Below are 2,587 nucleotides of genomic sequence, written 5' to 3' on the forward strand. Positions count from 1 at the left end.
CAGATCAGGTGCGGTCGAAGTTTAACACTTCCTCTCAGACTGTACACAGACTCCCATATCTTATATGGAAATATAGTAACGCAAATACAAGGAAAAGTCAAGGAAACTGCTTACAGAAAACTATGAAAAAGAGTTTGAAGACAAATGCTTCAAACTCTTTCATAACTTTCTTATTTAGCTTCGTACCAAGTTGCTCCTTCATTCTCATCAGCAATGAGTGGGACACTAAGCTGGATGGCTTCTTCCATGGTTTGTTTCACTAGAGTTTTAACGGCTGCTAGTTCTGATTTTGGAACCTCAAGGACGATTTCATCATGCACTTGCAAGAGCATCTTGGTCTGATAACCACCCTCAACTAGAGCTTTGTCTAGCTGAATCATAGCAATCTTGAGAATATCCGCCGCCGAACCCTGGATAGGAGAGTTAATAGCAGTTCGCTCTGCAAAACCACGAATGTTAAAGTTGCGCGAATTGATATCTGGTAACTCACGACGACGCTTGAAGAGGGTCTCTACATAGCCCTTATCACGCGCTTCACGTACCACTTCTTCCATATAGTTTTTGATTCCAGGAAAACGTTCAAAGTAAGTGTCAATGTAGGCTTTGGCCTTCTTACGACTAATACCAAGATTGTTTGCCAAACCAAAATCTGAAATCCCGTAAACCACTCCAAAGTTTACCGCCTTGGCATTACGACGGTCGTTTGGAGTCACATCTTCAGGACGTTCAATGCCAAAGACCCGCATGGCCGTTGAAGTATGGATGTCAGCTCCTTCTTGGAAAGCCTTAATTAAGTGCTCATCTTTAGAAATATGAGCCAAAACGCGCAATTCAATCTGTGAATAGTCCGAGCTGAGCAACACACTATCCTCCCACTCAGGGACAAAAGCTTTACGAATGAGACGGCCTTGTTCCAAACGCACAGGAATATTTTGCAAGTTTGGATCCACACTAGACAGACGCCCAGTCTGAGTCAAATCCTGCACATAGCGCGTGTGGATCTTGCCATCATCCAAAATCCAGTCTTGCAAACCAATCACATAAGTGGATTGAATCTTAGCAATCTGACGGTAGTCGAGGATTTTTTTAACAATCGGAGCAATAGGAGCTAGACGCTCTAGCACATCCACGGCCGTCGAGTAACCTGTCTTGGTTTTCTTAGTGTACTCTAGAGGAAGACCGAGTTTTTCAAAGAGAAGCACACCCAACTGCTTAGGAGAATTGATATTAAACTCTTCACCAGCTAGCTCATAAATCTCTTGGGTAAGTTGCTCAATGACGACCTCATTTTCAGCCTGCATCTCAAGTAGGGTTTCTTTTTTGACCTTGATACCAGCAATTTCCATCTTAGCAAGGACAAAAGCCAGAGGTTGCTCCATATCATAGAGGAGATCTAACTGTCCATGTTCACTGAGTTTTTCGAGTAAAACCGGCTCTGTTTCAACCAATACTGCAACCTTGCGAGCCAAATGCTCCAAGAATTTCTCTCTCTCAGGGATAGCTTTCTTGACACCCTTACCGTAGAAAGTCTCATCATCGACCAAGTATGTTTGACCGTAGAGATTCGCAATGGTTGAAATTTCATTATTCTCGACAGTAGAGAGAAGGTATTTGGCCAAGCGACTGTCAAAAGCAGGGGCCTGCAAGTTCAAGCCCAAGCGATTTAAAAGAACCTTCGCTTTCTTAAAGTCATACACTTTCAGAGGTGTTTTTTCTAGAAAATTCTTGAGAATAGGCTCCTGTAAAAGCTCAAGTTTATCTGTAGCGTAAAGTTTATCCCCACAAGACCAAGCAAAACCAACCAAGTCATCTGTATGGTAGTTCTCACCAAAGAGTTCAAAGTGGAAGATAGAGTCTGCGCTCAGCATGTCTTGACTGACTTGGTCAACGATGGCGAAATCCAAGCTTTCAGGCGCATCCGTTGATGACACATTTAGAGCTTGTTTGAGCTGTTTGAAACCCATCTCATCGTAGAATTTCCCGAGATTTTCCACATCTGGGCCATTATAGACCAAATCATCTAGTCCAATCTCAATTGGTGCCTGAGTTTCAATGGTCGCTAGTGTTTTAGATAAAAAGGCTTGTTCCTTATCATTGATGAGATTTTCCTTCATCTTAGAAGCCTTCATCCCATCGATATGTTCATAAATACCCTCTAGCGATCCGTGTTCTAGCAAGAGCTTGATGCCCGTCTTTTCACCAATCTTAGTAACACCAGGGATATTATCAGACTTATCCCCCATCAGGGCCTTGAGGTCTATAAACTGAGCTGGTGTGAGGCCCATTTTTTCCATAAGATAGCCTGGCGTAAAGGCCTCAAACTCAGCCACACCTTTCTTAGAAATCTCGACTACCGTATGCTCATCCGTCAACTGGATCAAATCCTTATCTCCGCTAACGATAGTCACATCGAAGGAATCCTTCTCAGCCAAACGGCCCAGAGTCCCGATGATATCATCCGCTTCATACTGGGCCAACTCATAATGGCGAATCCCAAGATGGTCTAACAACTCACGAATGAAGGGAAATTGCTCACGAAACTCATCTGGAGTTTTAGCACGGCCACCCTTGTAGTCTGCATACATCT

At 43.4% G+C, this 2,587-nt stretch carries 1 protein-coding gene; it reads right to left on the reverse strand.

Annotated features, from left to right (window positions below):
- Positions 1–170: 170 nt before the first annotated feature.
- A partial coding sequence (gene polA / locus GMD4S_RS07895; protein WP_000270777.1) for a DNA polymerase I occupies positions 171–2,587 on the reverse strand: 2,417 nt, incomplete at its 5' end.

It is taken from the genome of Streptococcus sp. GMD4S, from assembly GCF_000296955.1.